The organism is Pedobacter ginsengisoli, assembly GCF_002736205.1.
Classification (GTDB): domain Bacteria; phylum Bacteroidota; class Bacteroidia; order Sphingobacteriales; family Sphingobacteriaceae; genus Pedobacter; species Pedobacter ginsengisoli_A.
Map to the genome: position 1 here is coordinate 2,669,990 of NZ_CP024091.1, position 25,381 is coordinate 2,695,370.

General features: G+C 37.1%; 23 protein-coding genes. 7 read left to right on the forward strand and 16 right to left on the reverse strand.

The window, feature by feature from the left end; translation table 11 throughout:
* Positions 1 to 16: 16 nt before the first annotated feature.
* The 6 genes from CPT03_RS10955 to CPT03_RS10980 all read right to left on the reverse strand — a co-directional run bounded on the left by CPT03_RS10955 (position 17) and on the right by CPT03_RS10980 (position 8,159).
* The gene (locus CPT03_RS10955) at positions 17 to 712 is read right to left on the reverse strand and encodes an SGNH/GDSL hydrolase family protein (protein ID WP_216641637.1); all 696 of its coding nucleotides are present in this window, start codon (positions 710 to 712) and stop codon (positions 17 to 19) included.
* Between the two features lie 26 nt (positions 713 to 738).
* Positions 739 to 1,983, reverse strand: coding sequence for an L-fucose:H+ symporter permease (gene fucP / locus CPT03_RS10960; protein WP_099438898.1), 1,245 nt, complete (start codon positions 1,981 to 1,983; stop codon positions 739 to 741).
* A 48-nt stretch (positions 1,984 to 2,031) separates the two neighbouring features.
* Positions 2,032 to 4,299, reverse strand: coding sequence for a GH92 family glycosyl hydrolase (locus tag CPT03_RS10965; protein ID WP_099438899.1), 2,268 nt, complete (start codon positions 4,297 to 4,299; stop codon positions 2,032 to 2,034).
* A gap of 335 nt (positions 4,300 to 4,634) precedes the next feature.
* Positions 4,635 to 6,797, reverse strand: coding sequence for a S46 family peptidase (locus tag CPT03_RS10970; protein WP_172954167.1), 2,163 nt, complete (start codon positions 6,795 to 6,797; stop codon positions 4,635 to 4,637).
* 47 nt (positions 6,798 to 6,844) lie between these two features.
* On the reverse strand, positions 6,845 to 7,636 hold the full coding sequence (locus CPT03_RS10975) for a PhzF family phenazine biosynthesis protein (protein ID WP_099438901.1): 792 nt from the start codon (positions 7,634 to 7,636) through the stop codon (positions 6,845 to 6,847).
* 16 nt (positions 7,637 to 7,652) lie between these two features.
* Positions 7,653 to 8,159 (reverse strand): GNAT family N-acetyltransferase, encoded by a 507-nt coding sequence (locus CPT03_RS10980; RefSeq protein ID WP_099438902.1) that lies wholly within the window; start codon positions 8,157 to 8,159, stop codon positions 7,653 to 7,655.
* Between the two features lie 94 nt (positions 8,160 to 8,253).
* Here CPT03_RS10980 and CPT03_RS10985 point away from each other — a divergent pair, with 94 nt between their 5' ends.
* Positions 8,254 to 9,690: a PLP-dependent aminotransferase family protein gene (locus CPT03_RS10985; protein WP_099438903.1), complete on the forward strand. Its 1,437-nt coding sequence runs from the start codon at positions 8,254 to 8,256 to the stop codon at positions 9,688 to 9,690.
* Positions 9,691 to 9,694: 4 nt separating this feature from the next.
* On the opposite strand, the gene CPT03_RS10990 is transcribed toward CPT03_RS10985, so the two are convergent.
* From CPT03_RS10990 to CPT03_RS11020, 7 genes are all read right to left on the reverse strand, one after another.
* Positions 9,695 to 10,462 (reverse strand): LytR/AlgR family response regulator transcription factor, encoded by a 768-nt coding sequence (locus tag CPT03_RS10990; protein ID WP_099438904.1) that lies wholly within the window; start codon positions 10,460 to 10,462, stop codon positions 9,695 to 9,697.
* Positions 10,443 to 11,546: a sensor histidine kinase gene (locus CPT03_RS10995; RefSeq protein ID WP_245870027.1), complete on the reverse strand. Its 1,104-nt coding sequence runs from the start codon at positions 11,544 to 11,546 to the stop codon at positions 10,443 to 10,445. The genes CPT03_RS10990 and CPT03_RS10995 overlap by 20 nt, the downstream gene beginning before the upstream one ends.
* 25 nt (positions 11,547 to 11,571) lie before the next feature.
* A complete protein-coding gene (locus CPT03_RS11000; protein WP_099438906.1) occupies positions 11,572 to 12,555 on the reverse strand; it encodes an NAD-dependent epimerase/dehydratase family protein in 984 nt (327 codons plus the stop codon).
* Between the two features lie 10 nt (positions 12,556 to 12,565).
* Positions 12,566 to 13,360 carry an SDR family NAD(P)-dependent oxidoreductase gene (locus CPT03_RS11005; protein WP_099438907.1) on the reverse strand — a complete coding sequence of 265 codons (795 nt, stop codon included), beginning with the start codon at positions 13,358 to 13,360 and terminating at the stop codon, positions 12,566 to 12,568.
* Entirely contained in the window at positions 13,347 to 13,820 is a 474-nt protein-coding gene (locus CPT03_RS11010; protein ID WP_099438908.1) for a DUF6904 family protein, read from the reverse strand. The genes CPT03_RS11005 and CPT03_RS11010 overlap by 14 nt, the downstream gene beginning before the upstream one ends.
* 94 nt (positions 13,821 to 13,914) lie before the next feature.
* Positions 13,915 to 14,775 (reverse strand): ThuA domain-containing protein, encoded by an 861-nt coding sequence (locus tag CPT03_RS11015; RefSeq protein ID WP_216641640.1) that lies wholly within the window; start codon positions 14,773 to 14,775, stop codon positions 13,915 to 13,917.
* 71 nt (positions 14,776 to 14,846) lie between these two features.
* Positions 14,847 to 15,029, reverse strand: coding sequence for a hypothetical protein (locus CPT03_RS11020; protein ID WP_157766413.1), 183 nt, complete (start codon positions 15,027 to 15,029; stop codon positions 14,847 to 14,849).
* Positions 15,030 to 15,426: 397 nt separating this feature from the next.
* On the opposite strand from CPT03_RS11020, the gene CPT03_RS11025 reads away from it, so the two are divergent.
* Positions 15,427 to 16,065, forward strand: coding sequence for a DUF6266 family protein (locus CPT03_RS11025; RefSeq protein ID WP_099438911.1), 639 nt, complete (start codon positions 15,427 to 15,429; stop codon positions 16,063 to 16,065).
* Between the two features lie 66 nt (positions 16,066 to 16,131).
* Here CPT03_RS11025 and CPT03_RS11030 read toward each other — a convergent pair whose 3' ends face one another.
* Positions 16,132 to 19,275 (reverse strand): carboxypeptidase regulatory-like domain-containing protein, encoded by a 3,144-nt coding sequence (locus CPT03_RS11030; RefSeq protein WP_099441081.1) that lies wholly within the window; start codon positions 19,273 to 19,275, stop codon positions 16,132 to 16,134.
* Between the two features lie 324 nt (positions 19,276 to 19,599).
* On the opposite strand from CPT03_RS11030, the gene lpdA reads away from it, so the two are divergent.
* The 3 genes from lpdA to CPT03_RS11045 all read left to right on the forward strand — a co-directional run bounded on the left by lpdA (position 19,600) and on the right by CPT03_RS11045 (position 22,485).
* The gene (gene lpdA / locus CPT03_RS11035; protein ID WP_099438912.1) at positions 19,600 to 20,988 is read left to right on the forward strand and encodes a dihydrolipoyl dehydrogenase; all 1,389 of its coding nucleotides are present in this window, start codon (positions 19,600 to 19,602) and stop codon (positions 20,986 to 20,988) included.
* Between the two features lie 227 nt (positions 20,989 to 21,215).
* Positions 21,216 to 22,064 carry an MBL fold metallo-hydrolase gene (locus CPT03_RS11040; protein ID WP_099438913.1) on the forward strand — a complete coding sequence of 283 codons (849 nt, stop codon included), beginning with the start codon at positions 21,216 to 21,218 and terminating at the stop codon, positions 22,062 to 22,064.
* Between the two features lie 91 nt (positions 22,065 to 22,155).
* On the forward strand, positions 22,156 to 22,485 hold the full coding sequence (locus CPT03_RS11045; protein WP_099438914.1) for a YegP family protein: 330 nt from the start codon (positions 22,156 to 22,158) through the stop codon (positions 22,483 to 22,485).
* A 109-nt stretch (positions 22,486 to 22,594) separates the two neighbouring features.
* Here CPT03_RS11045 and CPT03_RS11050 read toward each other — a convergent pair whose 3' ends face one another.
* Positions 22,595 to 22,798, reverse strand: coding sequence for a helix-turn-helix domain-containing protein (locus tag CPT03_RS11050; protein WP_099438915.1), 204 nt, complete (start codon positions 22,796 to 22,798; stop codon positions 22,595 to 22,597).
* 328 nt (positions 22,799 to 23,126) lie between these two features.
* On the opposite strand from CPT03_RS11050, the gene CPT03_RS11055 reads away from it, so the two are divergent.
* Positions 23,127 to 23,987 carry an RNA polymerase sigma factor RpoD/SigA gene (locus tag CPT03_RS11055; RefSeq protein WP_008242129.1) on the forward strand — a complete coding sequence of 287 codons (861 nt, stop codon included), beginning with the start codon at positions 23,127 to 23,129 and terminating at the stop codon, positions 23,985 to 23,987.
* A 66-nt stretch (positions 23,988 to 24,053) separates the two neighbouring features.
* Here the strand turns inward: CPT03_RS11055 and CPT03_RS11060 are convergent, their stop codons facing one another.
* Positions 24,054 to 24,320, reverse strand: coding sequence for a hypothetical protein (locus CPT03_RS11060; protein WP_099438916.1), 267 nt, complete (start codon positions 24,318 to 24,320; stop codon positions 24,054 to 24,056).
* A gap of 123 nt (positions 24,321 to 24,443) precedes the next feature.
* Between CPT03_RS11060 and CPT03_RS11065 the strand changes: the two genes are divergently transcribed.
* Positions 24,444 to 25,376: a M28 family peptidase gene (locus tag CPT03_RS11065; protein WP_099438917.1), complete on the forward strand. Its 933-nt coding sequence runs from the start codon at positions 24,444 to 24,446 to the stop codon at positions 25,374 to 25,376.
* The last annotated feature ends 5 nt before the right edge of the window (positions 25,377 to 25,381 follow it).

Below are 25,381 nucleotides of genomic sequence, written 5' to 3' on the forward strand. Positions count from 1 at the left end.
TGTTGATTACTTACTCCTATTTCTTTTGCTTTAGCGCTTTTGCTATAGCCTGATCCACAAGGGGCTCCATAATAGCATAACCCGCTTTATTAGGATGAATACCATCTTCTGCCAGACTTTTCGGTAAGCCATTTCTTTCATCTTTCATAGCTGAGAAATAATCTACATAAATAAGTTTATTTTCTTCAGCATAAGATTTAATCCACTTGTTTAGCTCAATTACTTTATCAGCAGGCTCCACTCCTGGTTTCCATGGAAATGCAAAAGCAGGTAAAACAGATGAAAGAACTACCTTAATTTTATTTGCCCGAGCAATCTCAGTCATTGCCATGATGTTATCTTCAATCATCTCCAGGGTCGATGGACCAGTATTACCAGCAATGTCATTGATTCCGCAGAGCATTACCACTACTTTAGGTTTTAATGCTACTACGTCCTGATGAAACCTGATAAGCATTTGCGGAGTAGTCTGCCCACTAATCCCACGACAAACGTAGGGCTTACTGCTAAAAAACTCAGGGTGATTATTCTTCCATCCTTCAGTAATCGAGTTACCCATAAAAACAACCCTGTTTTCATTACCTGAAGGTGCACTAAGCTTTGAATTCTCTTCCTGATATCTTTTTAGATTCGCCCAATCCTGCGCCTGAGCAAATTGAACCGAAAGTAAAATAGCCGGAACAATCAGCCATCTTTTTGAAATTATTTTCATACTATTCATTTGGTTAAAGTTATTTTCTAGTGTTTTACCTTATAGAACTTATAAGCAAACATAAAGATCACAATATAGCAGATTATTGGCGCATAATAAGCATTTGCAACTCCTGCTCTGTCAGCAACTGCCCCCATTATAAAAGGGAAAAATGCACCACCAACAACCCCCATTGAAATAAATGAAGAAGCCTGCTGCGTATGCGAGCCCAAATTTTTAAGTCCAAGACTAAAAATAGTTGGGAACATAATACTAAAGAAAAAGTTTATCATAAGCAAGGCACCAAACGAAACCATACCAAGCCCCTGGGCAACAATAATACACATAACAATATTACCTACTGCAAATGCAGCCAACAACTTGTTCGGCGCTATAAACCGCATTAAGAAAGTTCCAAGAATACGTCCAACAAGCATCATACCCATAAAAAAGGCACCCATAATGTACGATGCTTTAGAAGCACTAAAACCGGCTATTTCATGAGTATAGTTTATAAAGAATGCCCATGTACCCGCCTGTGCAGCTACATTAAAAAATTGAGCAGCAACTGCCCACACAAAATGCTTGTGCGCAAACAATTTTTTACCTGGTTCAAAATCAACATTTACAGCATCGGCATCTGCCGAAGAAGTTACATGCGGATCCACTAAAGCAGGAACTTTAACAAAAGAGAAAGATATCGCAACAAGCAAAATAACAGTTCCTATTACAGCATATAATAACTTAACCGAGGTAAGATCTGTACTTCCTTCAACATTATTTGAAAGCAGAAAAAACCCTCCCATAACAGGACCAATCATGGTACCCACCGCATTAAAGGTCTGCGCGAAATTGATACGAAGATCACTCGTACGCTGATCTCCCAGCGAGGCAACAAATGGGTGGGCAACCGTTTCTAAGGTTGATAAACCGCATCCAACAATAAATAATGCAATTCCAAAAAAGGCAAACGATGATATATTAGCAGCCGGAATAAACAAAAAAGCACCCGCAGCAAAAAGAGATAACCCTAAAAGCACCCCATTTTTATACCCAAAACGCTTCATAAATAATCCCGCCGGTATCCCCATCACCGCATATGCTCCAAAAACTGCAAATTGCACAAACGCCGATTGAAACTTCGACAGACTCATAGTTTGCTGAAAATGTTTATTCAGCACATCGGCCATTGTAATTGCAATTCCCCAGAACATAAAAAGGGAGGTTACAAATATCATGGTTACCACAAATTTCTTCTCAGTAAGTGGCACTTTAACTTTTAAATCGCTCATAATTTAGTTATAAATGGTTAATTCATTTTTGTATAGACGGTTTCTTACTTACTTTGATACTCCCCAGGTTTTATTAGGTTTAGCACCCATTTCAAGTTCCAGTTTACCACCTGCAACTAATTGCTCATGGGTAAACCATGGGGTATTTAACACCTGTCCATTGAACTTAGCACTTTGAATGTATTTATTTACAACCGAACAGTTATTGGCAATCAGTTGAAATTTCTTTCCACTTGGAAGATCTATGGTAACATTCTGAAACACCGGACTTCCTATTGTATATACCGGAATACCTGGAGTAACAGGATAAAAGCCCATTGAAGAAAATACAACAAAAGCGGTCATACCACCACCATCTTCATCACCCGGAATGCCGAATACATTATCTTTAAACCAGGTATCTAAAAGGAATCTGATGTGTTTTTGAGTTTTCCAAGGCGAAGCCGTATAGTTAAACAAATAAGGAATATGGAAACTAGGCTCATTACCCATAGAGAACTGACCAACCATACCTGTTGCATCCGGAAACTTAGCCCAATTTTCATATTTACTTCTGCCAAGCGGCTCTCTATAAAGCTGGTCTAACTTATTTTCAAAGCTTTTTTCACTACCAAACAATCCTATAAGGCCTTTCACATCCTGTTGCACCTGCCACAAATAAGTCCAGCCATTATTCTCATCATAATAGTCTCTGCCGCCCATGCCACCATCAAATTTAGGATCAATATCTACCCAATTACCATCTTTATCTTTTGGCAAGAACATTTGAGTTTTACTATCCCATAAGTTCTTATAGTTATTACTTCTTGCAATAAATTTGGTATAATCCTGGTCGTTCCCAAGCTCTTTCGCCATTTGGGCAACAGCCCAGTCATCATAGCTGTGCCCTAAGGTAACCGCTACCGCCTGGCGCTTTTCCCAGCTATGTACTTCTGCAACAGTTTCCTTTTCATCCTTTTTTAGAGATGGAAAATATCCCTTTGCATAATAGAAGTCTTCCAACTCTCCTTTAGGGCCATTTTTCCAAGGCAGCATTGTGGCTTCATTTGCATTTTTAAGCATTCCCTCATAGGCCTTTTTAACATCAAAACTTCTAATTCCTTTACGGTACGCATCAAGAAAGGTAATTGATGAGTGAAATCCATTCATGCATGGATTATCACCAAATAACAACGGAAATGTAGGTACCCATCCGCTTTGAGTATACATGTTTACGTAAGAGTTCATCATGTCACCTTCCTGTTCAGGATTAAGGATTGTACGAAGTGGGTGGTGAGCAAGATAAGTATCCCACGACCAATCATCTACATAAAACGGACGTGTGGTTTTATGAATCTGTTTGTCGTAACCACTATAATACTGACCATCTTCGGTAATATCAACCATACGCTCATAACAGCGATATAAAGCAGTATAAAATGAACGTTTTTGAGCTTCTGTACCACCTACTGTTTTAATCTGGTTAATCACCTTCGACCAAGCTTCTTCCCCTTTTTTAACCTGCTGCTCAAATGTTGAGTTTTTCAACTCATTGTCGAAATTCTTTTTGGCCTGCTCAGCGCTGATATAAGAAATCGCGTATTTAAACTCAATAGCTTTGGGGGTATTTTTCGGAAAACTAACCCACGCTTTTAATTCTTTTTCATTTACTGAATTAGCTGCTACTGCTTTACCATCTTTCAAACCACCCAGTACAACATCTGTATTAAAAGCACCATACATGTACACCTTAATATTTCCACTGTAAGTTTCTATGCCACTTATTTCTTTCTTCGAAATTGACTTATACTCGTGGTCGCCACCATTATATGTGCTAAGCAATAAACCTTTTTCACTATTCGCAGGAAATTCAAATCTGAATATACCCGTTTTTTTTCCCGGAGTAAACTCAACTTTTACTTCTTCGTCAATCAGCCAGGTAGTATAATACCATGGGCGGTTGATCTCCAAATCATGATCATACGTCATTTTTTTACCCCAATCATTTCCTTCAATAGACTTTACTGTCGGTTTAATTGCAAAAACCTGCCCCATTCTGTGCGAAACCACATTTAATGGAAAGCTGGAAATCTGATCAGACATGTAATCAGGTCTTTGAGCAAACATCCTTATCATTTGATTAGGAAGTTGTACAGTTGGTCTGGTAGGTTCCAAAAGCTGACCTACGTTCCCAATTATCGGATCTACATATTTTAGGTTACCAGTTCCCTCATATTGGTTTGTTTGGGCCATAGCAATACCCTGACCAAAAAGTAAAGCTGCTGAAAAGGCCACCTTAAATTTGGACGTAATTGTTCTATTAAAGATTAAGGACATAATACTGATTAGTTATAAATTTGGTTCTTAAGTTTTCACAATGTGTGCAATGCTAAAGATATAAAACACATTCCATAAAAAACAGCATTATTTACGTTACTAAACCCTTATAGCAAACCAATAAACCGCTATAAAAAAACCGGTCTGCAAATGCAAACCGGCCCTTTTCTAAAAATTATATATTAAGCTATTTCTGCTCCATCCTCTCCTCTTTCCCTGAAAATCTGCTCCATCCTCTCCCTTTTCCCAGAAAAAATGATTCCTCTTTGAAGACATGCGAATGTTTGCCCTTCAGCAAAGATTCGAGGATGAAAAGAGTGTATCATTTTTTCCTTTTATTTTCTCAACTCCAATTCATCAATCAAGTTCTTAGCACCACCAAGCACATCAATACACCATAAAACATATCGCACATCCACACATATCGTACGTTTAAACTGCTTATCAAAAGCAATATCACCACTCATTGCTTCCCAGTTACCATCAAAAGCCAAACCGATCAGTTCACCTTTACCATTAATAACAGGCGAACCTGAGTTGCCTCCGGTAATGTCATTATTGGTAATAAAACCAACTGTTAAAGTTCCGTCATTACCATATTGGCCAAAGTTCTTTTTATTATAGTTCTCTATCAGGTTAGCCGGCAAGTCAAACTCACTATCGCCTGGAATATACTTTTGCATCACCCCATCAATGGTAGTTGTAGTTTTATATACAATACCATCTTTTGGAGAGTAATCCTGCACATTACCATAACTCAGTCGCATTGTTGAATTTGCATCAGGATACATTATTTTCCCTGCATTCTTCTCCAGAATTGCTTTAAGGTACAAGTTATCCAATTCTTCTTTTTTGCTTTCAAAATCGGCAACTACAGAACCAAAGTTAGTCTTAACATAATCTGCCGGATAAAGGTTTACCGCATACTTATATCCGGGATCATTTTTAATGGCATCAAGAGAAGGATTAGAAGCCATAAACATCTTTAACTTCTCCGGTTTAATAAAATTACTGTTCTCCCAAAGGTAATCTGCATACTTCTGGAAAGTAGCTTCAGGATTTCCTGTCCAATACTTTTCTGCAATTTCACTAAAGAACTTAGGCTGTGATTTTACCGGAACGTCATTGTAAAAAGAGGCAAGAATTTGCGCAAAAATCTTCTTGTCTGCAGTTTCATTATATGTTTCCTGATAAGTAGCAAGAGTTTTATCAACACCACCTTTTACCTGTGCAGCAAAAGCATCATCACCTTTCTTCTGATCCATTGCATTCCACGCACGGCCAATTGAAATGGCATTTGGCACCCATGCCGATGCTAAGAAACCTTCATTAATATAAGTACGCTGAACAGAAATCGGATCAATACTTTTGTAAATCTGGTCATATTGCTCCATTAAACCTGCAAATTCAGTTTTCTGAGCAGCCCATTCCGTAAATGCTTTTTCGTCTTTTCTTTTAGATTCGGCAACTTTTAAGCGCTTTAATTGCTCAGTTTGGCCAATATAATATTTCCAGTAGTTAGCAATATTAGCATATTTAGACGACAGCTTTAAGCGTGTTTCAACACTTTTATCCATCTCCGCTTTCCATGCTTTTAAGCGAATATCACGAAGCTTAACAATAGTAGGACTTACTTTTTCGGTAGCCAGATCAACTCCGTACGATGTTAAATACCTATCCGTACGGCCAGGGTATCCATAAACAATCGAAAAATCACCATTTTTAACACCTTTAATAGATACAGGCAGGAATTTCTTTGGTTTATAAGGAACGTTGTCAGCAGCATACTTTGCAGGCGCATTGTTTTTAGCAGCATAAACTCTGAAAACAGAAAAATCACCGGTTTGGCGAGGCCATTCCCAGTTATCTGTATCGCCACCATATTTACCAATATTTTGTGGCGGAGCACCAACCAAACGGATATCATCAAAACGTTCGTAAACAAAAAGTATAAACTGATTAGATTTATAAAAATCCTTTACATTAGCCTCTATTGTTGGGCCGGTAACAGCCGCTTTCGAAATGGTATTAAACACCTCAAGCATTTTTGAGGCTTTCTCAGCACCTTTTAAACCTTTAGTTGCTTCATTAACCTGAGCCGTTACATCTTCCATTCTTTGAAGAAAACGCACAAACAATCCGTCAATTGGCTTTTCTTCGCCGTAATTTTTAGCGTAAAAACCGTTATCAAGAATATTGTTCTGAGCAGTTGAATTTGAAGCAATAGCATCATAGCCACAATGATGATTCGTAAAGATCAAACCTTTATCAGATACGATCTCGCCTGTACAGAATCCACCAAAATGAACAATAGCATCCTTTAAACTCGATCCATTTGCATTATACAGGTCTTTTGCAGTCAATTTAAAGCCCTGTTTCTTCATTTGCTCATAGTTTTTACCTATCAGCATCGGGATCCACATCCCTTCATCTGCTTTAACAGTGTTTACAAAGGAAAATACCATTGCACACAACAGCAGATATACTGTTTTCTTCATGATAAAATAATTAGTTAGTTATGCCGTAAAGTTAATGAATAACTGGGTTAATCTATAAAGAAAAAACCTGCAGCGTAGGTTCTGGCCGTTCCACTGATCAGCACCCTGTCACCTAAACTAACACACTGAAGTTTACCTAGCCTGTCCGACAATTGCAAGGCACTCATCTCCGTCTTACCCAGTTTTTCTGCCCAATACGGAATCAATGAACAATGCGCCGACCCTGTTACCGGATCCTCAAATATACTTGCCTGGGGAACAAAGAAACGGGATACAAAGTCAACCTTATCACCTTTTGCTGTAATAATTATACCTCCCGGATCAAGATTTATCTGATTCAGAACTTCTCTGTCAGGTACCAAGTCCCTTATATCTTGCTCATCATCATAAACCAGCACATAGTCTCTTGACTTTAGCACCTCCTTTGGTTGTTTCTTTAAAGACCTGGAAATGATTTCTGGCAACTCTGCCGGCTCAGGATTTCTCGATGGAAAATTTAAAGTGTATTGCTCATCAGCTACTGTAACCTCTAATAATCCACTTTTAGAATTGAAAATAATCTTATCACCCTGATAATTCAGAATCGTTTTTAAAACATGGGCAGTAGCCAATGTTGCATGGCCACACAAATCCATCTCATGATCTGGAGTAAACCATCTTAAATGAAAAGCCTCACCATCCGCCACAAAAAAAGCAGTTTCAGGAACGGCATTTTCCATAGCAATCTTTAAAAGCAGACCATCAGACAACCACTCATCAAGCAGAACTACACATGCCGGATTACCACCAAAAAGCTGGTCAGTAAATGCATCAATCTGATAAAACTCTATTTTCTTCATGTCCATATATTTAGATTTACAATTTTATCTCGAACAGGTTAACGCTACCGCCTCTGTAATGTACAGGTAGCTCCTCATCAAACCCTATCTGTGCAATTCCTTTATCTGCAAACCCACAGTTAAAATAGTAGTTGTTCAGCTTATCGTTACCACTGGTAGTGTCCATCCTTATAAACTCCTTGCCAGTTTCTTTAGCATGGCCTTTAGCCCATTCTACAATTTGTTTTACAAAAGAACTACCTCTAAATGCCGGGTTAGTTGCTATACGATGAATATAAATAGATGGATCTGCATTTCTTTCTTTCCAAATTAGCGGATCATCATAGTTGATCACAAAAACACAGGCTATCTCATCATCTGCCATAATCTTGTACTGCCTCTTTTCGTCAATCTCTTTCTTAACAAGCGATCTTTCAAAACCTTTCCAATAATTAATGGTCTGTTTTTTTTGATACTCAGTAGCATCATCATAAATTTTAAAAATAGAATCTAAGTCTTCCTGTGTGCTATGTAAAATGGTCATATCAGTACTATTAAAATAATAACACAAAATTCTACAATATAATTACACCAACACAGATACAATTTTATTAAATTTGACCAATACAGTTTTAACTATGGAATTAAAGCAAGCCTCCAAATCAGAACCATACTTATACCTTCAGATAGCTGCCCGTATTGAAAAGCAAATCATGAACGAGGTGTTAAAAGCCGGCGACAAACTCCCATCTGTAAGAATGCTATGCAGGGAATTAGGCCATAACATGAGTACCGTTACACAAGCCTACTATGAATTGGAAAGCAGGTCACTTATTGAAACAAGGCCAAGATCGGGGTATTATGTTAGCGTGCTTCCTAAAAAACGTTTAGCTGTACCCGAAACAAGCAACCCCTCTGCGGGCGCGGCACTTCATAGTCAGGACGATCTTATTGCCCGTGTCCATCAGGATAGTGCAAATCCAAAAATAACACTGCTCTCTTTAGGTGTGCCTCATAAAAGCCTCTTGCCTATTGCAAAATTAAATAAGGGGATGATACAAGCCATGAGAACGCTTGATGGCAGCGGAACATCTTACGATCAGGTTCAGGGAAATGACAAACTCAGACGTGAGGTTGCCAAATGGTCTCTTTCGTGGGGTGGCGATCTGAACAGTACAGATATTATAACTACTGCCGGCTGCATGAATGCCGTTGCTTATTGCCTACTGGCCACAACTAAACCCGGAGATACGATAGCAATTGAAAGCCCCGCTTATTTTGGCATCCTTCAGCTTACCCAAACTATGGGACTAAATGTTCTGGAACTTCCAACAAATGCAACTACAGGTATAGAACTTGAAGCTTTAAAAAAAGCACTTGCCACAAATAAAATCAAGGTTTGTCTGCTGGTAAGCAACTTTAACAATCCATGTGGTTCTTCTATGCCTGCCGAACATAAAAAAGAGGCAGTTAAATTACTGGAGCACTTTAATGTGCCTTTAATTGAAGACGATCTTTATGGCGATCTTTATTTTGGTGCCAACCGCCCAACCACCTGCAAAACATATGACGAGAGCGGCCTGGTTCTTTATTGTAATTCCGTATCTAAAACACTTGCTCCGGGATATAGAGTAGGCTGGGTTGCCCCCGGAAAGTTTAAGGAACAGGTAATGAGACTAAAATTTAGTCACGCACTTTCATCAACTACAATCACATCAGAAGTTGTTGCAGACTTTTTAAAGAATGGCCGATATGAGAATCATTTAAGAAAAACACGCCAGATACTTTATAACAACAGCCTCAAATACAGCAGTGCCATAGCTAATTATTTTCCAGAAAACACACGTGTAAGCCGACCTGAAGGCGGGTACTTTTTATGGGTAGAGCTAAACAAAAATGTAAATACACTAGACTTATATGAGCGTGCAATAAAGCAGAATGTAAGTATTGCCCCAGGTAGAATGTTTAGTTTAAAACAACAATTTGATAATTGCTTACGGTTAAGCTTTGGACTTCAATGGAGTGATGAAGTAGAAAAGAAAATCAAGCTGCTGGGATTACTGGTTAATAAATAACAAATTATGATGAAATGGCCTGCCCCTCAAGCCAGGCTTTAAAACCACTTACCCGCTCTCTGCTTATAATGGCCTCAACATCAACAGCAGGCGATAACTGCAGAATAAACCTGCTGTTATAATAGGTAGTAATTTTCTTTATCGCATCAATATGGATAATCAGTTTCCTGTTGATCCTGAAAAACAAATTCTTATCAAGTAATTTCTCGATCTGATCTAAAGAATAATCCAGCGGGATCTTCTGATCAGTCATTGTAGTAGCCCAGGTCAACCCATCAGCAAAATAAATATGGGCAATATCCTTAGCCTTTACATAAATAAGCTGGTTGTTAATTTTACCTATAAACCGTGTATTCTCCCGTTTAGAAAACTCCTCGGCAATTTTAGAAATATTAACTCCGGAGTTTGCCGGAAGCTTAAAATACTCATACTTTTCTATTGCCCGCTTAAGGTCTTTTACATCAATAGGTTTCATCAAATAATCAACACTATAAACCTTAAATGCCTGCAAAGCAAAACTATCATATGCAGTAGTAAAAATAACAGGAACCTGAACATCCCTCCTATCAAACAATTCAAAACAGTTACCGTCCGACAGCTGAATATCCATAAATATCAAATCCGCAGCATCAACCTGATTATCAAACCATTTAACACCGTCCTCTACAGATTCAATTATAGCTATCACATCAACCTGGGGCAGGCATTTTTGCAATAGCTGAATCAACCTTTCGGCATTATGCCTTTCATCCTCAAATATTATAATCTTCATAAGTATGTATTATTGGTACACGTACTGTAAATGTATTTGCCGTTTCGGTTACCGTAATTCTCTTATCGCTGGTTAGTTCATATCTTTTGCTAATATTTTCTAGCCCTACACCAATAGAATTCTGCACACTTGCCCGTTTCCTTAAATCGTTTGCTATAACCAACGATCCATCCTCATCTTTAATGCAAATGCGCAGAGGGTCGTTGGCCGAAAACCGGTTGTGTTTAACAGCGTTCTCTACCAGCATTTGTAAAGTTGCAGGCGGCACCATGCCGGTACCTTGCACCTCTTCGCTAATATTTATATGAAACTCTATACTACTCTGGTGCCTTATCCTGATCAGAAAAGAGTACGATTCTAGAAACTCCAGCTCTGTTTTAATAGTTACCAGGTTTTCGAATTTCTTATCCAGTATATACCTGTAGCTTTTAGCCAGCTGGGTAATATATTCGGCCGATAAATCCGGACTTTTATAAACCAGATTGGTAAGTACACTTAATGAGTTAAAGAAAAAATGAGGGTCTATCTGGCTTTTCAATACATCGTACTTAGCCTGAATATTTTCGCGCATTAATCTTTCAGCATTCAGTTGCGATTCCTTCCAGTTTTTATAATACAGAACCACACCATTGTATGCAAGTATTAACAGATAGAAAAGGAATGTACCAAAAATTAAATCATAGCTAAAAGCCACAAAATGATTCCAGGCCTCGTATTGTTTAAACAATACAATATCAAATACAGAGTAGCACAACCCAAACAAATAAGCTACAAGCAAACCGTAAAGCAAAAGGCTTACGCACAAAAACAGTAATTTAGAAGAAACACTTTTATTAAAAATATTCCTTTCTATATATTTAGAGAGCCTTGCAGCGCCCTCCCACGAAATTAACCCAAAAATGATATACAACAAACTAAAAGCCTGCCCTCTTAATAAGAACGAGCCTACTTCGTGCGGAAAAGTAAGGTCAAATGATTTAAATATCAGGCTAAAAATATAAAGCACCAATACCCTTAAGCCATACTTAAAATACTTGTTCTGAAAAATCTGTTCAACCTTAGCCGGATTCATCCTTATCAGCATTATTATAAAACCAATTAACATAGCACTAGCAGTAATTATTTTCTTTGAACCACGCTAATGCACTACCTATCGCTTTCTCTATTGGGGTGTACTTTATTAATAATTCCCGCTCAGATTTTTTACCCGAATAGTAGTTGTACAAACACAGCATATAGGCCGAAGAATAAGTCAGCTTACCAGATGTTTTGCTAAATACACCAACCAATGTACCCATTATTCCTATCATTTTTAAAACGAATTGAGGTATGCGTACCATTGCAGGATCTTGTCCTGCCACGCTGTTCAGCAGTTTAAAAAACTCTTTATACGATAAATTTTCGCCAGCCAACAGATAGCAATCACCTATTTTACCTACTTCCAATGCATTGGCTATCCCAGTACATACATCATTAATGTGCACAAAGTTTTTACCCCCTGGCGGATAAAAAAACCATCGTTTATTTATGCCATGCAATATAATCTTACCTGAACTGGGCTTCGCATCATACTGGCCGATCATAAAAGTTGGGTTTACAATTACTGCCTGAAGGTTTTTACGCTCAACCTGTTCCAAAACATACTGCTGGGCAATGTATTTACTATTTATATAACCAGAATTTACATGAAGCAATGTAAAAGAATTCAATTCATTTGCAGGCTTAACCCTGTTGCCCGGCCCAATAGTATTTGCAGTACTAATGTGGATCAGTTTTTTAACACCATGTTGCAAACAAGCATTAACCACGTTTATGGTACCCCTAACGTTAACCAGCTCATATTCTTTAAAAGTTACTGCCCATTGCTGAGTTATAGATGCAGTATGAACCACATAATCGCAACCTTTTACAGCCATTAATACCTCCTCCTGGTTACTGATGTTGCCATGATATATCTCGCAGGGAATATCGGCCACCACGCTTGCATCTGCCGTATCCCTCATCATCAATTTAACCTCATAACCACGCCTAAACAATTCACGTGCAACATTAGAGCCTAAAAAGCCATTTCCGCCGGTTATTAAAACTTTCATTATTAAAGAACTATTTAATTGCTATTTCCTTTTTAACTGCTCTTGATACGATTCTGAGTTTTAGCCCTAAAGGCAAAATGCCCATAAGCCTATGATTTATCTTGTTCCACAAACCCGGAATAATTACCGCCTTATTAAGCCTGGTTTGTTTCAGTGCAATGCGAACAATATCAGCCGTTGCCAATAAACCAATCCTCCCCCTTGCACCCTGCCCCATTATTCGTATAGACACGCCTGAGTTTGTCATAATTGGCCCCGGGTAAACCACACTAACCGATAAATTACTATCCTGAAGTTCCTCTCTTAAACCCAAAGAAAATGAAGAAATAAATGCTTTTGATGCCGGATACACTGTTTTATAAGCTATTGGCGTAAAAGCAGCCATGCTCGAGATATTAAGGATATGGCTTTGGGAGTGTTTTAATAAATGAGGCAAAAGCATTTGGGTTATAGAAACCATGCTCCTGATGTTAACCTGCAAAATTCTATCCATCGCTTCTAATGAACTTTCTGTTATAGATGCAGTGCCACCAATACCAGCATTATTAATTAAAAAATCAACCTCAAAGTTTTCTGTTATGTGGTTCATCTTTTCTATAAGCAATATGCTATCGGTAATGTCAAACTCAAATACTTTGGTAGCTATTTTATATTCAGCGGCAAGGTTTTGGGCAATTGAGGCCATATTACTTCCCGGAAGGGCAATCATAATAATATTCATCCCCATGGTGGCGCATTGAACCGAAAACTCTCTGCCTAAACCAGAACTGGCGCCAGTAATTAAAGTATACCTAATGCTTTTCATAACTGTATTTATTATTTATAATCGCATCAAAACCTTTAATAAACTGCCTAATGCCAACACATAAAAGCCCTTTTTCTATATAATTAATAATAGCAATATAGTCTTGCTTATTAACCGATAAAGCAGTCTGTTCAATAATATATTCAAGCAAATGCATGTTAATTTCGTCCATGTCATCCGTTACTGCATGTTCAGACAACGATCGTAACAGACTGCTAACTATTAATAAATCTATCCAGCGGCTTTGAAAGCCATAATACATACCCCGATTTCTATGAATTGCTTTTTCAATATTCTCTAAAAAATCGACCAGTAAATTAGATACATCGGTATTGTCTAGGTCATAATCAACTATTACCATGTTTATTTTATGCACAGTTTTGTGCAACGAAATCAAATCAGAAGTATCGCCAAATATTTTGACACCCACTCTATTTTCAAAAAGACATCCTGTTAACATATTGCTTAATACTTATCTGTACAAAGCTGTTGATCTGTTAAATAGGAAAAGACAAATAGTTGATGAAGCGTAGATATTTCGCCTTGAGTTGTACTTATTTATTGCCGAGCCAAATTAAGCTGTTAATGATCAATTTATTTTGAACTTCATTATCAAATGTAAATGATAACTCTTTGTTATGTGGTGGATGCTCATAATCTATATCGTTATGGCCCATGTTCATATAAATCATTTTATACTGCTTATTTGTCCACACCACAGGATAGTAACCGCTATGCCATATTTCGTAAGGTTTAGGGCCGGTACCTAACGGAAAGCTGCTGCTATCAATAGACAGCAAGATCTTAATATTAGGGTTCTTGGTTAAATCATTTGTCCACCTGTACCACTCATTTGGACTAGCCTTAAAAGTTTGAGGCAAATTTTTTGTTGCCTGATGCTTATTATCTTCAACCTTAAGTATTGCAGATGTTGGCCGCCATGTATTACTTCCATAAGATCCGGAACCAAGAAACTCGTTATGATACCAGTCCCAGTTTTGAGGAAAGTCTGACGGAGTTAGCGCAAAAGCCGAAAAGTGAAAACCCATCCATGCCCCTCCATGTTTCATGTAATTTTCAAATGCTTCTCGGTGCGATGGCTGATCTGGTCGGGTATCTAAAAAAATAACAACCTGATATTTGGAAAGAAAGTTTGTATTAAGGTCGTCCCAGTTATTGGTAGAATCGTAAGTAAAGTTATGCTCCAGTGCTTTTTTTGGAAACCATTTATTCGCTTCGTGGACAAAACTTGTATGAGCCTGATCGTTTTTAGCGGTATAAAATGCAATTACTTTAAACTTACGAGGGTTGTTTTGTGCACGAGCACCTAAAAATAGACAGCAAAACATGCCACATACAAACATGTATTTTAGCACTACTTTAAAAGGTATTCGACTCACAATATTAGGAGGCATTTATTCTTATCTTTATTGATAAGAATAGGCTTATAAATCCAATTTACTAATTTTAATTACAAATGGTATAACTAATTGCTTTCTTCTATTTTTTCGAAGAACTGTTTTAATTCATCAAAAAATATCAGCGTTTTAAGGCGTTCTTCAGTTTCTACCTGAATTGCCGCATGACCTGCCCATCCACTATACAACTTATCAAGCATCTCATGGATTTCTTGAAAAGAATGTTCATTCAAGAATTCCTTTGTAGTCATTTGAAATTTTTCTGATTCTGTAATTTCTAAAGGCATTATTGCTCCTCCTAATAATTTGCGGCTTCCAACTGTAACTTAATTGTTATATAACGTTGTAAAAAAGGAAATAATATACCTGAATATTATTTGATTGAATTTTAGTTTGATCCAGAGTACTTTAATCATACCTGGATGGCTAAATAGACACTTTCTCGTGCGAGGGCCTTGATGGGGTGTTCATTGAGCCTTGATAGGGCCTTGGTAGGGCTAATTGCCCTTGCAACCCCCTAAAAAAGCACTAGTAAAACTCACAAATCTACCTTAGAACTAACCACTTAATGTACAACTATATATATCTTTGTTCAACTTCGGGATATATCTAAGAATCCTGCTAACTAACTTAATCAAATATAAAAAAATGGGTAAACTTAAAAACGGCATCCTTGGGGGTGTATCGGGAAAAGTTGGTACCGTAACATGTTATTGCCTTAATGGACAGGAAATCGTAAGGTCTAACGGAAAAAACAACAATCCACCAACAATTAAACAGCTTAATAATTACCAGCAAATGGAAGTTATAAGTGAATTCTTTAATGGAATGAAGCCTATTCTTAAAGCAGGCTTTGGTCATGAAGCAATTGGTACAATTAAAAATTATCACAATCTGGCTATTGAATACAACAAGCCAAATGCACTAAAAGGTTATTTCCCAGATGTAGAAATAGACTATCCAAAAATTGTTATCAGCGCAGGGCATTTGTCGCTGGCATTTAACCCTACAGTAGAAATGGTAGCTGAAGGATTAAAATTTAATTGGGAAGTACAACATAACATTCCGCAAGAAAACACAGATCGTGTAATGCTTTTGGCTTATGCTCCCAACAGCAAGGATATGAGCTTTAATAATAGTGGTGCACAAAGAATAGAAGGATGCGATATCTTAAAAATCCCATCTTCTATGAAAAATGAACCGCTTGAGGTTTACATGTCGTTTGTATCAGACGACAGACTCAGCGCTTCGAACAGTCAATACCTGGGTTTGATAACGGTATTGTAGTAAAAATTCAACTAAACAAAAAAGGCTTCCAGATTTGGAAGCCTTTTTTGTTTATGATAATAAATCCTAGTTAAACAAATATCTCACTCCAATTTGTCCTTGCCATCTTGAATCGAAAGATTCAGTTGATGTATTAGCAGGTGTTGTAGGAGAGAAATTGAATCCTTTTAAACCTGAATTGTATGAAATTAACTGATAAGCCTGGTTAGCATAGCTGTATTGACGACCCCATTTCTTATTTAATAAATTGGTGAAGTTAAATACATCGAATGATAACTGTAAACGGTTTTTAGTTGAACCGATCATAGTACCTATATCTTGCATTACGCGCAAATCAACTTGATGTTGCCAAGGTAAACGGCTACCATTTCTTTTTGCATACTGGCCTCTGATGGTTTTAAGATATGAATCGTTATTGATGTAAGTGTTTAATGCATCCCATTGCTCCTGCGGAGTATAGGTTTTAACAACAGCACCTTTTGCATCTTTGATCTCAAGTTTAACCATGTTAATATCGTTCATTGTTCTTGGAACAAACAACAAATCATTACCAAAAGCTCCGTCGCCATTTAAATCGCCGTTATATAGGTAGGTGAAAGGTGTACCTGAGCTACCTGCATAGAAGATTGAGAAAGTAGTACCACTTGCTTTTTGACGACCATAGTTTACAGCGTATGATAAGCTACCTAAAATTCTATGACGAACATCCTGGTTTGAATATACAAGATCAGGATCATTAGGGTTATTAACAATCTGAACAAATTCCCAGTTAGACTGAGCAGTACTGCTTGCACCAGAGTTTACATCTTTAGATTGACCATAGTTATAAGCTACTGTTGCAAATAAACCATTAGAGAAGTTTTTCTTTAACTCTGCAGTTAAACTGTATGAATAACCTTTGCTTGTGTTATCCAAAAGGTAAGCACCTGTATAAGTTGGGATTACTCTATTTGAATAAGCTGGGCGCAAATCAGCTCCGTTACTTAAATCTGGGCTAATAGTTGTTCCTTTTGCTTTAACATTAAGGTCTCTGTAAAGAACGTTATTTACTGTTTTTGAGTAAATAGCTTCTAAAGTACCTACCATACCTCCAGGCAATTTAAAATCAGCGGCTAAGTTGTTACGGAATACCTGAGGTACTCTGAATCTAGGACTCATTAAGTTAACCTGATAAGTATTTCCAGCTGATCCAACTGTTGATTGTTTTTCTGGATCTGGCTCAAAACCTGCATTATTAGCAGTAGTTCCTGACAAAGCAATACTTCTGTAATCTAAACCTGTATTTCCGTATTGGTTAGAGAACCATACGAATGGAGCACGGCCTGTAAATAATCCACTACCACCGCGTACTTGAATTGTTCTATCACCAGTTGCATCCCAGTTAAACCCGATACGAGGCGACACCAATATCTGACCGCTTGGTAAATTACTTGTTCCATAACCAGGGAACGAAGCGGAAACTGCAGGGTTATCAGCTGGTTTATCAAAGAATAAAGGAACATCTAACCTTAAACCGGCAGTTAACCTGAATGTAGGATCTACCTGGATTTCGTCCTGGAAGTAAAATCCTAACTGAGCTGCTTTAAATGCAGCAGCAGGAACTGTACCAGCAACCGAAGGGTAAGTAACATCAATATTATTCGGTTTATCGTTATAGAAGTTATCAAGATTGCTAAAACGGTAACGACCTCTGTAGTTATTAACGAACAAGTTACTGAACTTAAAGAACTCGTTGTGTGTACCTAATGTGAAAGTGTGGTTACCCGTTAATAGTTTTAGGTTATCTGTAAATTCAATAACATCCTGATTAAGTGAGTTTGCTGTTGAACTTCTTTCTGAACCAAATTGAAGTGTGCTTCCTGCTTGTCCGCCCCAGTTCTGAATTTCTACCTGAGGGAATAAAGAACCATTTGTTGCACGTGCATCTCTGATTCTTGAATAACCAACAATCAGGTTATTTGACAAGCTTGAATTGATCTGAGACCTTAACTCTAATACACTGATGTTTTGAGTATTGTTAAATTTATAACCATTGTTTTCTAAACGGAAGAAAGAAGGGCTTCTGCTAAGGTTATCATCAGATGCTTTGATATAGTTATGACGTAATGTTAATTGGTTTTTGCTATTGATGTTCCAATCTAAACGTGCAAAAATCTTATCACTCTTTGTTTCCTGATCAATTTTATCGTAGCTACCAATATCGTAACCATAAGTTTTTTGAACAAAATCTGCCAAGGTTTTAGCATCAGATGCAGAAAGCATTGCATTAGCATCGCCAACGTTGTATGATGTAGGCACTTTATCTCTGGTTTGCTCAGCGTTTACAAATAAGAACAATTTATTCTTAACAATAGGAGCGCCTAAGCGGAAACCGTATTGTGTTCTGTAAAAATCGTTAGCTTTTTCGCCGGCAAAGTTTTTACCTACAAGCTTCTGGTTTCTGCCAAAAAAGTAAGCTGATCCTTCTACATTGTTAGTTCCTGAACGTGTAATAGCGTTAATACCACCACCTGTAAAGTTGCCATAACTTACATCGTAAGGAGCTAAAACCACCTGGATTTCTTGCACAGCATCTAAAGAGATAGGCTGAGTTTTTGCCAAACCACCCGGTGCCGGAGAACCTGCAATACCAAAGATATCGTTGTTCATAGCACCATCAATGTTGATGCTGTTATAACGTGTACTTGATCCTGAGAAAGAGTTTCCGTTTGCCTGAGGCGTTAAACGCGTAAAATCCTGAAGACTACGGCTTAAAGTTGGCAAATTTTGAATCTGCTCTTTTGAAATTGTTGTAGCTGCACCTGTTCTTTTGCTGTTCATAGTTGCATCTTTTTTACCAGATACTACTACTTCTTCAAGGTTTTTGCTGTCGTCACTTAAAACCACATTAAAGGTATAAGGATCACCTAGTTTTAAATAAACATCATTAGCAGTTTCTTTTTGAAAGCCAACATAGTTTACTTCAATCGTATATGGACCACCTGGTCTCATATTCGCAATGCTAAATCTGCCGTCGTTGTTTGTTGAAACAGAATATACAGTACCGGTTGGTACGTGTATGGCTTTAACGCTAGCGCCTGGCAAGGCACCTTTAGCGTCTTTAACAGTACCGTTCATAGCAGATGTGGTTATCTGTGCATTCACTGCAGAAATAGACCCTACCATAGCTAAAACGATTAATACCATTTTAAATAGTAAAGATTTCTTCATATTGCTTTGTTTTTTTATGAATACCATCAAAAATTGATGATGGGGGCAAATTTAAATATTAATTCAATGTTCAGTTTAATTTTCATGTTAAATAATTATTAATAAAGTCAAAAAATTGCAACATTTAACATAAGAATTAAATATATAACCTACAGTTTATCAGCTATTTGTTTTTACACTATAAATAAGCTGGCTATTAATATAGCAACATGTTAACAGGTTGTTAAGCGAAATCAGCTGCCCAAAAATCTTAAAGGGAGTATTAACGAACATTTTTTTTTATTTTTGGGCGTTTATTAAAGTTAAATTCCTTTATAATAAGATATGAACTACGATGTAATTGTATTAGGCAGCGGTCCCGGAGGATACGTAGCTGCAATCAGAGCTTCTCAGTTAGGTTTGAAAACTGCAGTTGTAGAGCGCGAATCCTTAGGTGGGATATGCCTTAACTGGGGCTGTATACCTACTAAAGCATTACTAAAAAGTGCACAGGTTTTTGAATACATTAACCATGCGTCTGAATATGGTATAAAAACTGCCGAAGCCGAAGCTGATTTTGCAGCTGTCATTAAACGTAGCCGTGGTGTTGCAGATGGCATGAGCAAAGGGGTTCAGTTCTTAATGAAAAAGAACAAAATTGACGTTATAATGGGAACAGGGAAAGTTAAACCTGGAAACAAAATTGAAGTTAAAGCTGCTGACGGGTCTCAAAAAGAGTACACCGCAACCAGTATTATAATAGCTACTGGCGGAAGATCAAGAGAATTACCTAATTTAAAACAAGATGGTAAAAAAGTAATTGGCTACAGACAAGCTATGGTGTTGCCTGAACAACCAAAATCTATGGTGGTTGTTGGTTCTGGCGCTATAGGTGTGGAGTTTGCTTATTTCTACGCTACTTTAGGCACTAAGGTTACCATTGTTGAGTTTATGGATAATGTTGTTCCTGTTGAGGATGAAGATGTATCTAAACAATTGTTACGCAGCTTTAAAAAAGCTGGTATCGAGATCATGACTTCATCAAGTGTTGAATCTGTTGATACCAGTGGGGCTGGTTGCAAAGTGCAGGTTAAAACTGCATCGGGTATGCAAACTCTTGAGTGCGACATCGTGCTTTCTGCTGCTGGTGTTGTTGCCAATATCGAAAACATTGGTTTAGAAGAAACCGGCATCAAAACTGAAAAAGGTAAAATAGTTGTTGATGAATTTTACAACACTGCTGTAAAAGGTTATTATGCAATTGGTGATGTTGTTGGCGGACAGGCTTTAGCTCACGTTGCTTCGGCCGAAGGTATTATTTGTGTTGAAAAGATTGCAGGCCATAAACCTGAGCCTTTAGACTACAACAATATTCCGGGATGTACTTACTGCAGTCCTGAAATTGCTTCGGTAGGTTATACTGAAAAAGCTGCCAAAGCTGCCGGATATGAATTAAAAATCGGAAAATTCCCATTCTCTGCTTCTGGTAAAGCAAGTGCTGCCGGCGCTAAAGATGGTTTCGTTAAATTAATATTTGATGCTAAATACGGTGAATTATTAGGTGCCCACATGATTGGTGCTAACGTTACTGAAATGATTGCCGAAATTGTTGTTGCCCGTAAATTGGAAACAACTGGCCATGAAATGATTAAATCTGTTCACCCTCACCCTACTATGAGCGAAGCAATAATGGAAGCTGCTGCTGATGCGTATGGAGAGGTAATTCATTTGTAAAAGACAAATTGAGTGATCTGTTTTCGGGCTGCATTAAATTTCGCTGAAGAAGCGAAAATGAATGCTAGGCCCTCTTCCAGACACTAAATTTGTTGCAAAAAAACTTAGAGAGGTAGTTGTTAACTACCTCTTTTTTTATGTTTATATTTACAAAGCCAGTTGGTATTAAATTGCACAATTACAACTGAGTTATAATTACACTAGCTTACAACTTACACTAGGTTATCATGAATTTACACACAATTAATACCGGTTTATTTAAACTTGATGGGGGCGCTATGTTTGGCGTGGTTCCGAAGTCTATATGGCAACGCAGTAATCCGGCAGATGCAAATAATTTGTGCACCTGGGCTATGAGGTGTTTGTTAATTGAAGATGGTGATAGATTAATATTAATAGATAACGGCATTGGTGATAAACAGGACGAGAAATTTTTGGGTCATTATTATCTGCATGGCGATGATACCTTAGATAAATCATTGGCTGCAAAAGGCTTTTCGAGAGATGATATAACTGATGTTTTTTTAACGCATCTTCATTTTGATCATTGTGGCGGTTCTATAATGCGTGTTGGCGACAAACTGAGGCCTGCATTTAAAAACGCTTTCTACTGGAGCAACCAGAAACACTGGGATTGGGCCGTTAACCCGAATGAAAGGGAGAAGGCTTCTTTTTTAAAAGAAAATATCCTGCCTATTCAGGATAGCGGACAATTAAGGTTTATTGATGACGTTGATGGGGTTAAATTTCATGATGGTGTAAACATTCGCTTTGCATATGGCCATACTGATGCAATGATGCTGCCTCAGATTGAATATAAGGGCAAAACTATAGTGTATATGGCCGATTTACTGCCTTCGGTTGGACACATCCCTTTACCTTATGTAATGGCTTATGATATGTTCCCATTACAAACATTAAAAGAAAAGCGATCTTTTTTACAGGAAGCTACTGATAATGGTTACATACTTTACCTGGAACATGATGCCGTAAATGAATGCTGTACCTTACACCATACAGAAAAAGGAATAAGGCTTAACCAGACTTTTGATTTAACAAGTATTACAAATCCATAAACAAAAAAATAATAATCGCTTGGTTTTGTTTAGTTTTTTATAAATTGGGATATTAAAACAACCTACGGTAAAACTAAATTAATAAAAGATTATGGGCAAATTTGAAATCACAACAAGAAAGAATGGAGAATTCCAATTCAATTTAAAGGCAGGAAATGGCCAGGTAATTTTAACAAGTGAGGGATATACCAGCAAAAGCGGGTGCACAAACGGAATAGAATCTGTAAAGAAAAATTCTCAGGATGACAGTAAGTATGAGAGAAAAACTTCTTCTAATGATAAACCATATTTTAATTTAAAAGCTACAAACGGACAAATTATTGGCAACAGTGAAATGTACGAAAGTGTTGCAAGTAGAGACAACGGTATTGAATCGGTTAAAAAGAATGCTCCAGGTGCAGAAATTTCTGATTTAACCTAAAGTCTATTCATATAATTTTTTTAAATGCCTGATCAATGATATTGATCAGGCATTTGTTTTATAATTCAGGATGACATGATGACCACAGATTTAATAACACTTATTCTCATCACCTCCGAAACTCCAGGATGTCACCAGGTTGACAGTCAAGAGCATTGCATATAGCATCCAGAGTATCCAGTCGTACTGCTTTAGCCTTTCCTGTTTTCAATATAGAGAGGTTAGACATTGTTACCCCTACCCTTGTACTTAGCTCTGTTAAGGACATCTTCCTTTTAGCTAGCATCACATCTAAATTTGTAATTATTGGCATAATATGTTTTTATTACCAGACATTAATAAGATACTATTTCTTCATTTTATTTCCTGACATCATAAAGACAAACATTTATTTTAGTTTATAAGCTCATCAATATTGATTGAAATACACAATACATACATTGATATACAATAATAATAATATGTTTTATAATATAGTGACATTAATACTGACAAAAGGATTTTGGAATAATTTTTGCTACTAAAGTTTTGTATAATTAATACGTGTAAAGTGTAACGTTTTCAGTAATTTATGTTTTCTAATTGCCTATAAATTCTTACTTTTGCACGTTCAAACACATAAAGAGTACCAAAGCATATAAATGAGACAACTCAAAATCACGCAATCGATTACCAATCGCGAAAGTCAATCTCTAGACAAATACCTTCACGAAATTGGTAAAGTGGATTTAATTACCGCGGAAGAAGAAGTAATATTAGCAAGAAAAATACGTGAGGGCGATCAGGCAGCATTAGAACGTTTAACTAAAACAAATTTGCGCTTCGTGGTTTCGGTAGCAAAACAATATCAAAACCAAGGTTTAACTCTAGGGGATTTAATTAACGAAGGAAACCTGGGTTTAATTAAGGCTGCCAAGCGTTTTGATGAGACAAAGGGTTTTAAATTTATCTCGTATGCTGTTTGGTGGATCCGTCAGTCTATTTTGCAGGCAATTGCAGAGCAAAGCCGTATTGTTCGTTTACCACTTAACCAGGTTGGGTCGTTAAGTAAAATCAGTAAAGCTTTCTCTAAACTGGAGCAGGAATACGAACGCGAACCATCTCCTGAAGAATTGGCAGACATACTTGAAACAACTGTTGATAAGATATCTGACACCTTAAGTAACTCAGGAAGACACGTATCAATGGATGCTCCTTTTGTTCAGGGCGAAGAAAATACATTGTTAGATGTATTGGAAAACCACGAACCTAATACAGACAGCAGCCTGATTAACGAATCCCTTTCGGAAGAGATTAAACGTTCATTGTCTACTTTAACAGAAAGAGAACGCGAAATCATTGTACTTTTCTTTGGACTAAGCACTAACCATCCTTTATCTCTTGAAGAAATTGGAGAGAAGTTTAACTTAACCCGTGAACGTGTACGTCAGATTAAAGATAAAGCACTTCAGCGCTTGCGTCATACCTCACGTAGTAAGATCTTAAAATCATACCTGGGATAAGCCGCATAAAGCTTAAGAAAAATATATAAAAACAAAAAGATCGGGCAATACCCGGTCTTTTTGTTTTTAAAAATCTATATCAATCAAGCTGCTTAGCGGGATATGTACCCCCCTTTTTAATTGAATATATTTCTCGGTAACAGACCAAACTGTGGTGTTAACAGTTTTTGGACCTTCGGTAGTGTTAAATGTGATATCGGCTTTTGACTTAAACTCGTTTCCCAGTCTTTGTGCGGAGTTTAGCTTATCCCTTAATTCTTCTGTATGATTCTGATCGGCTGGAACGATTTTACTTATATCTATTGATTCTTTTTCTATTAATTCCCCTAACATAGTAGTATGACTTATTCTTACTTAAATATGCATTTAATCTACTTAAATAACAATAGGACATGAAAAGAGTTATTAATATCGTTCTATATCTTTACTTTAGTATTATATATTTAAACATCAAAAATGAAATTTTACCTATTAATACCGCTTAGTTTATTATTGAGCTGCAGTTCTGTAAAAAAAACAGATGCTCAGGCTGGAAGCCAGCTACTTAAAGATGTTGAAATATTATCTTCTGATACATATGAAGGGAGAAAAACAGGGACAAAAGGGGCCGAAATGGCACGTAAATATATAGAGTCGCGTTTTAAAGAAATTGGCTTAAATACACTACCATCATTTTCAGGCTATGAGATGCCGTTTTCTTTTAAAAATAATAAAGGAACGACCATTGAAGGTAAAAACCTGCTTGGCTATGTTGAGGGAAAAAGCAAAAACGTAATAGTTATATCTGCTCACTATGATCATATTGGAATTATAAACCATGAGATTTACAATGGTGCCGATGATAATGCTTCGGGAGTTGCAGCTTTATTGAAACTTGCCTCACATTATTTAAAAAATAAACCTTACCATACTTTAATTTTTGCTGCTTTTGATGCTGAGGAAGCAGGCTTACAGGGTGCAAGTGCTTTTGTAAAAAATCCTCCTGTGCAACTTGAGAACATCAAACTTAACATCAATATGGATATGGTAAGCCACAATGATAAAGGTGAGCTGTATGCTTGTGGCACATTTAAATATCCTCAGTTAAAACCAGCTGTTTTTAGTAAGAGTTCTAAAATAAAAATAATTTTAGGCCATGATGACCCCAAAATGGGAAGCAATGACTGGACTAATCAAAGTGACCATTCGGCTTTTAACGACAAGGACATACCTTTTATTTATTTTGGAGTTGAGGACCATAAGGATTACCACAAAGCTACTGACGAGTTTAAAAACATAAACCCTACATTTTTTACCAATGCAAGCGAGGCTATTCTTGAAATTTCAGCAAGATTAGACCATCAGCTTTATTTGAAATCTGTAATTAATGATAAGAAAAGAATAAATTAAATACA